Origin of the sequence: Pseudoruegeria sp. SK021 (assembly GCF_002119405.1) — a bacterium.
GTDB lineage: Bacteria > Pseudomonadota > Alphaproteobacteria > Rhodobacterales > Rhodobacteraceae > Meridianimarinicoccus.
This window is the reverse complement of record NZ_MTBG01000008.1, coordinates 110,133-116,262: the sequence shown is the minus strand read 5'-3', so window position 1 is coordinate 116,262 and position 6,130 is coordinate 110,133. Positions and strand designations below refer to the sequence as shown.

The window sequence follows — 6,130 nt, the reverse complement described above, 5'->3', positions numbered from 1 at the left end:
GCCAAATCGACCCCAATTGTGGTAATCTCGTTCATGGATGGCTCCCTTCGTTGGTGACTGTTTATAGCACCCAATGTGGCACATTGAGATGCCGGAAGCGGGTGCCATCCACCCCATCAATGGCGCAACCCCTGGCGACCATGAACACCCTTGCATTGCAGGTCCAGCAAGGCCTCGGGCGCGATCCTCATGCCGGGGAGATATTCTGCTTCCGTGGGCGCAAGGGCGACCTGGTCAAGATTTTATGGCACGATGGGGTCGGCACATCTCTCTATTTGAAACGCCTCGAGGCAGCTCAAGTTTATCTGGCCAGTCAGTCGCACGGGCGACGCGGTTCAGATATCCGCAGCCCAGCTCGGTTATCTTCTGGAAGGAATTGACTGGCGCAATCCGCGTTGGACACAACACCCTGCAAAGGTTGGGTAAATCGCGCTTATGACCCGGTGTTGCATGGGCATTCGTAAACCGGCATGGTAGATTTTGACCCTGTCAGATGCCGCCTCCGAGCTCGAGCAACTGCGCGCCGAACTGGCCGCTTTGAGGTCCGAACTGGCCCGCTCGAACGCCGTGGTGTCGGCGTCCGAGGCGCTGATCGCGGGCCTCAAGCTCGAGATCGCCATGCTCAAGCGCGACAAGTATGGCCGCAGCGCCGAACGCACCGCCCGGCTGATCGACCAGCTCGAGTTGCAGCTCGAGGAACTGGAAACCGCTGCGGCGGAGGATGCCATCCGCGCCGAGCAGGCGGCGGAGAAGACGAAGGTTGCAAGCTTCGAGTGGCGCAAGCCGGTGAAGAAGCCGTTCCCCGAGCATCTGCCGCGCGAACGGGTCGTGGTCGAGGCCCCCTCAAACTGCGCGTGCTGCGGGTCAGACCGGATCGTGAAGATGGGCGAGGACATCACCGACACGCTGGAGGGGCTCCGCCCGTTCTTACCTCAAACCGTCCCCCGGACGGTTTGCCGCCTTGCGGACCGGTGCGAACTTCCACGGCAGTGGAAGGTGATCCAGACCGTCCGCGAGAAGTTCACGTGTCGCGATTGCGAGAAGATCAGCCAACCTCCCGCCCCGTTCCACCCGATCCCGCGCGGCTGGGCTGGTCCCAGCCTACTCGCGATGATCGTGTTCGAGAAGTTCGGCCAGCACCAGCCCCTGAACCGCCAGGCCGACCGCTATGCCCGCGAGGGCGTCGACCTCAGCCTGTCCACGCTCGCCGACCAGGTCGGCGCGGTGACCGAGTTGCTGACGCCGCTGCATGCGCTGATCGAAAACCATGTCATGGCGGCCGACCGATTGCATGGGGACGATACCACCGTGCCGCTGCTGGCCCGGGGTGGCACGAAGACCGCGCGGCTCTGGACATATGTGCGCGATGATCGGCCCTTAGGCGGCACCGCGCCGCCGGCGGTGGTCTTCCGCTTCTCCCGCGATCGCGGCGGGGAACATCCGACCGGGCATCTGATGGGCTGGCAGGGCATCCTGCAAGCTGACGCCTATGCCGGATACAACCAGCTTTATGATCAAAAGCGCTCGCCCGGACCGGTGACATCCGCGCTCTGCTGGAGCCATGCACGCCGCAAGTTCTTCGAACTCGCGGATGTCGAAAGCAACATCCGGAAGGGCAAGTCGCCCAAGGAGATCTCGCCGATCGCGTTCGAGGCGGTGAAGCGCATCGACGCCCTGTTCGAGATCGAGCGCGACATCAACGGCAAATCCCCCGACGAGCGGCTCGAAGCGCGACAACGCCAGTCGGTCTCGTTGGTCGCCGATCTGGAGCGTTGGCTGCGCGAAGAACGGGCGCTGCTCTCGAAGCACGCCAAGGTCGCCAAGGCGATCGACTACCTGCTGTCGCCGAAGCACTGGTCAGGATTCACCGCGTTCCTCGAAGATGGCCGCATCTGCCTGACCAACAATGCCGCCGAAAGATCGCTGCGCGGTGTGGCCCTCGGCAGAAAATCATGGCTCTTCGCCGGGTCCGAGCGTGGCGGACAGCGCGCCGCCGCCATGTATTCCCTAATCGGCACGGCAAAGCTGAACGGCATAGATCCGCAAGCATGGCTTGCCGATGTCATCGCGCGCATCTCTGACACACCGGTCTCACGCCTGCACGAGTTGCTGCCGTGGGAATGGAACGCAGCAACGCATCAGGTCAAGGCTGCCTAACCTCCGTCCTCGGCGGATGCTTACGTCCGACGCTCAAGGGACTACTGTTCCCCGCACACGCGGGAATGAACCGGCGATCTCTGATATTAGGGGCTTTTCTGTGTCCTATCAGCACATCGCGAACACGGGGACGGCGAGCTGCCGCTTGCAACATCCGCTGACACTCCACCCTATCTCGACGATTTTCTAGGGAATGTCATTCCAAAGGATTGACGAAAGTCAATCGGAATGGTATTCCTATCGCCATGACAACATTGCGTGACCTTTCTGGCTGGATCGAGAACACTTTGGGTGGTGATGCGCCTAGGGTAAATTCACTCGTCAAGCTTGTGCGCGGCGAAGGTCTCTTTTCCTCAGGCGGGCGCGGGCGAAATGCTCCTTTAATGCGCCCGTCTGACTTTGCAACTGCAATCGCGTGTTCTCTGACGACCGCTGTACCTACGAAAGCGGCCGCTGAGGTTCAGACTATCCTTGGCCTGAAGAGAGCCGGGATAGCCATAGACTACTGCGATGGCGAAGGCTTTGTCGGTCATGATCATTGTGACCAAGTGCTTGGTTCTCATGATGTCGATTTTTTCAGAGATAACGAGCGGCCCCCAGAGCTGCCCACGTTTCCGCTCACCCTTGGGGGGGCGCTGGAAATGTGGGCGGAGCATTTCATAGAACACTCCTCAGATGGAGTGTCACCATATGACGAGATCGTTCTGCGAACCGAACCGTCAAAGCAGGTAGTGATGCAGATTTGCAACCCGTCTTGGTCCAGTTGGAAGTACGTAAAGCCGAATGCAGAATCACAAACCTATGCTTGGACTCTGAGGTTTGAGCCATACGAAAAACATTCCAATCAAACAGGCCGCGAGGTCTGGACCAAACTCGATGGCGTAGCTTTGCTCGCACTGGCTAAAATGGCGGGCGACAATGCCGCGTCCTAATCCGCTTATTCCTGAAGACTTGACTTCTCTTGCAAAGACACTCAACGACGAAGCCTTTCTTTCAGGCTGCCTTAAAGCAAACCTTGATCGCTCATATTCGACTTTTCAAGGGAATGACGATGGCACGCATGCTACGGCTTTTTCGATGGGTAAATGGTTGCTGCGACGCGAAGTGTTAACTAAGCGGGCCAACTGTGTGCGGCCCAAGTTGGCGAGCGGCAGGAGCTACTTTCACTTCTTTGCTTCGCGGAGTGGTTCGAAATTATGGGAAGATGACCAAACCGAACGGAACGCCGCCGATTTTCACGTCGCCTATAAGGTCATCCGACATAACTTCGTGGGAACGTCTGTGGATTTGGACGATGCCATTTCTTGTCGGGCGACTCCTCTAAGGGCGGATGTTGCTACGGGGGGTGATCTGAATAATTTTGGGTCAGTTTTCAATGGGGGTGCCGATGGCGACGCCTAGCTCTCAAGCCTCAGCCAAAAACCTGGCAATGACTCTGCTCCGCGAAGCACGGGCAGCAGGGTGGGCGAGGGCAAAACTTGAGGTCAGGCCTGATGGAAGTGTGACTGTCGACGCCGGGATGACGGACCTGAACGGCGATGATGACTTCATGAGTCGCGATCTAAGGATGGGCAAATGACTAAGAATATCTTGCCTAAATACGTGTATCATGATCGAGGCTATATTCGGTTCATTCGGCGAGCGCGCAGTCAATCGGTGATGATGAACGAGGATCCTGGAACGCCTGAATTTTGGGACCACTACAATCGATTGCTTAAGGGGCGCATGCCAGTCGCAGCAAAGCGCAACTTTGAAGCACTGGCCTTAAGCTACTTCGAGAGCGACGCATTCACCAAGTTGAAGCCACGCACAAAGTCGGACTACCGAAAATACATCGAGCACATTCGCAAAATTTGGGGCACCAAAGACCCTCAGAAGATTGAAACAAAACACATTTTCTCTCTTTTGCAAGCCAACAAAGGCCACTGGCGGCAGGCGAATTATCTGGTTCAGGTACTGGTGATTCTGTTGAACCATGCCCGGTTGATCGGGTTCCTAAAGAAAGAGCATGGTAACCCGGCGAAGGGCATTCCGCTTTTGAAGCAACAGGGCGACGGCTGGGAGCCATGGCCTGATGACGTGCGTGAAGAATTTGAGGCGATGGCGTCGTCTCGTGCCCGGCTTATCTATGAACTCTGCATTGGCACAGGCCAGCGTATCGGAGACATACTCAAAATGCGCTGGGACCATGTCACAGGCGACGAGATTTCCGTTACCCAAGGCAAGACCGATAAGCCGTTGCTGCTTCCAATGACAGACTGACTTGCTGGCCACCTTGCGAATCTCAGAAAGACGGGACTGACGATAGTAACCGGCGCATACGGCGGCCCTGCCAGCTACCGTTCAGTCGCGGATGAGATGCGCAAGGTCAAAGGCAGCATGGGCCACCCTGATGCCATGAAGTACGTGACGCACGGCCTGCGGAAGAACGCGACTATAGAACTCTACGAGGCGGGTTGTAGTGACGAGATGGTGAAGGCCGTCACCGGTCACTCAGGCGTAGAAATGCTGAAAAAATACGGCGGAAGGGTTCGACAGATCGAACTGGCCAAGCAGGCGCAGGTGGCGCGAAACCTATTTGAACAGAACAAGACCAGAACGTGAATGTTTCAACAGGTGTTTCAAAAACTCCAACCGATGAGGCTAAATATGACGCAACCCATTGAAAATATTGGAGGCGAGTATGAGAATCGAACTCATGTGCACGGATTTGCAATCCGCTGCGTAACCACTCCGCCAACTCGCCGCCGAGACGGCTTATGACGCCGTTCTCGGGGCGTTTCAACACCTGTTTGCGATTTTGAGACAGGTTCTGATGCGGGGGCCATCGCGACGAGCCGGGCTGCGCCCGTTTTTGGGGCGCCAGACGATGAGAGGGGGGCTTTATTGCTGGTTTTTTCGCTGCCATGTTGTGTCGCGCCTGCAAGCCTGCTTCAATCGAGGTTTCTGCTACCTTTGATCTGCCCGGTCGACATTGGTCGTTGGCGGGCCCGACCCGGACAGGACCGCGCGTGATATGAAACATGACTTCCCCCGCATGGTCGGCACGGCGTTCACCCCGGATTGGTTCGACGGCATCAACGTCAATCGCTCTGCGGCCGAGCGCCGCGCCGCGACCCTGACCACCCGCCGTAGCGTCAAAAAAGAATGGCAGGCGGCATGGCTATTGAAAGCGATCACCTGCATCGATCTGACCACGCTGGCGGGCGACGACACGCCCGGCCGGGTGCAGCGTTTATGCGCCAAGGCCCGCAATCCGGTGCGCGCCGATCTGCTGGAGGCGATGGGGGTCGGCCCGATTACCACGGGGGCGGTCTGTGTCTATCCAACGATGGTGCCGCATGCGGTCAAGGCGCTGGCGGGGACAGGCATTCCCGTGGCCTCGGTCGCGACCGGGTTTCCCGCCGGTCTGACGCCGTTGCCGATCCGGCTTGCCGAGATCACCTATGCCCGGGAGCAGGGGGCGCAAGAGATCGATATCGTCATCACCCGGGAGTATGCGCTGACCGGCCAGTGGTCCGCGCTGTATGACGAGATCGCGGCAATGCGTGAGGCCTGCGGCGATGCGCATATGAAGGCAATCCTTGCCACCGGCGATTTGTCGACCCTGACCAATGTGTATAAGGCGTCCATGGTGGCGATGCAGGCCGGGGCCGATTTCATCAAAACTTCGACCGGGAAAGAGGCAGCAAACGCGACGTTGCCGGTCTCGTTAACCATGGTGCGGGCGCTTCGGGATTTTCGGGACCGCACTGGCCAGATTGTTGGCTTCAAGCCTGCGGGCGGTCTGTCGACGGCCAAACACGCGATGGCGTGGCAATTTTTGATGAAAGAAGAACTGGGCTCGCGCTGGTTGGAAAATGATCTTTTCCGCATCGGCGCCTCATCTCTGCTGGGCGATATCGAACGTCAGTTGGAGCACTTTGTCACTGGCCGGTACTCGGCCTCCAACCGCCACGCGCTGGCCTGAGGA

General features: G+C 58.3%; 7 protein-coding genes and 1 tRNA gene. 7 read left to right on the top strand and 1 reads right to left on the bottom strand.

The features are described 5' to 3' along the window. The 6 genes from tnpB to BV911_RS19970 all read left to right on the top strand — a co-directional run. The coding region (tnpB, locus tag BV911_RS07640; protein ID WP_205963815.1) for an IS66 family insertion sequence element accessory protein TnpB at positions 1–380 on the top strand (380 nt) is incomplete at its 5' end. A gap of 106 nt (positions 381–486) precedes the next feature. Further along, positions 487–2,157, top strand: a complete 1,671-nt coding sequence (locus BV911_RS07635; RefSeq protein WP_086053015.1) for an IS66 family transposase — start codon at positions 487–489, stop codon at positions 2,155–2,157. 245 nt (positions 2,158–2,402) lie between these two features. Further along, positions 2,403–3,089: a hypothetical protein gene (locus BV911_RS07630; RefSeq protein WP_139840054.1), complete on the top strand. Its 687-nt coding sequence runs from the start codon at positions 2,403–2,405 to the stop codon at positions 3,087–3,089. Beyond that, the gene (locus tag BV911_RS07625; RefSeq protein WP_139840053.1) at positions 3,076–3,558 is read left to right on the top strand and encodes a hypothetical protein; all 483 of its coding nucleotides are present in this window, start codon (positions 3,076–3,078) and stop codon (positions 3,556–3,558) included. Before BV911_RS07630 ends, BV911_RS07625 begins: the two co-directional genes overlap by 14 nt. Before the next feature lie 174 nt (positions 3,559–3,732). Further along, positions 3,733–4,419: a tyrosine recombinase XerC gene (gene xerC, locus BV911_RS07615; RefSeq protein WP_240512184.1), complete on the top strand. Its 687-nt coding sequence runs from the start codon at positions 3,733–3,735 to the stop codon at positions 4,417–4,419. 36 nt (positions 4,420–4,455) lie between these two features. Continuing rightward, complete coding sequence (locus tag BV911_RS19970) at positions 4,456–4,761, top strand: tyrosine-type recombinase/integrase (protein ID WP_371587959.1); 306 nt, start codon at positions 4,456–4,458, stop codon at positions 4,759–4,761. A gap of 68 nt (positions 4,762–4,829) precedes the next feature. Here BV911_RS19970 and BV911_RS07610 read toward each other — a convergent pair. Then, positions 4,830–4,903: transfer RNA gene (locus BV911_RS07610), tRNA-Cys, on the bottom strand. Positions 4,904–5,173: 270 nt separating this feature from the next. Between BV911_RS07610 and deoC the strand changes: the two genes are divergently transcribed. Further along, positions 5,174–6,127 (top strand): deoxyribose-phosphate aldolase, encoded by a 954-nt coding sequence (gene deoC, locus BV911_RS07605; RefSeq protein ID WP_086052998.1) that lies wholly within the window; start codon positions 5,174–5,176, stop codon positions 6,125–6,127. Positions 6,128–6,130 lie beyond the last annotated feature (3 nt).

Excerpts from the sequence above, each read along its gene's own strand:
- BV911_RS07630 (WP_139840054.1), top strand. The coding sequence starts at position 2,403 with ATGACAACATTGCGTGACCTTTCTGGCTGGATCGAGAACACTTTGGGT.
- deoC (WP_086052998.1), top strand. The coding sequence starts at position 5,174 with ATGAAACATGACTTCCCCCGCATGGTCGGCACGGCGTTCACCCCGGAT.
- xerC (WP_240512184.1), top strand. The coding sequence starts at position 3,733 with ATGACTAAGAATATCTTGCCTAAATACGTGTATCATGATCGAGGCTAT.
- BV911_RS07625 (WP_139840053.1), top strand. The coding sequence starts at position 3,076 with ATGCCGCGTCCTAATCCGCTTATTCCTGAAGACTTGACTTCTCTTGCA.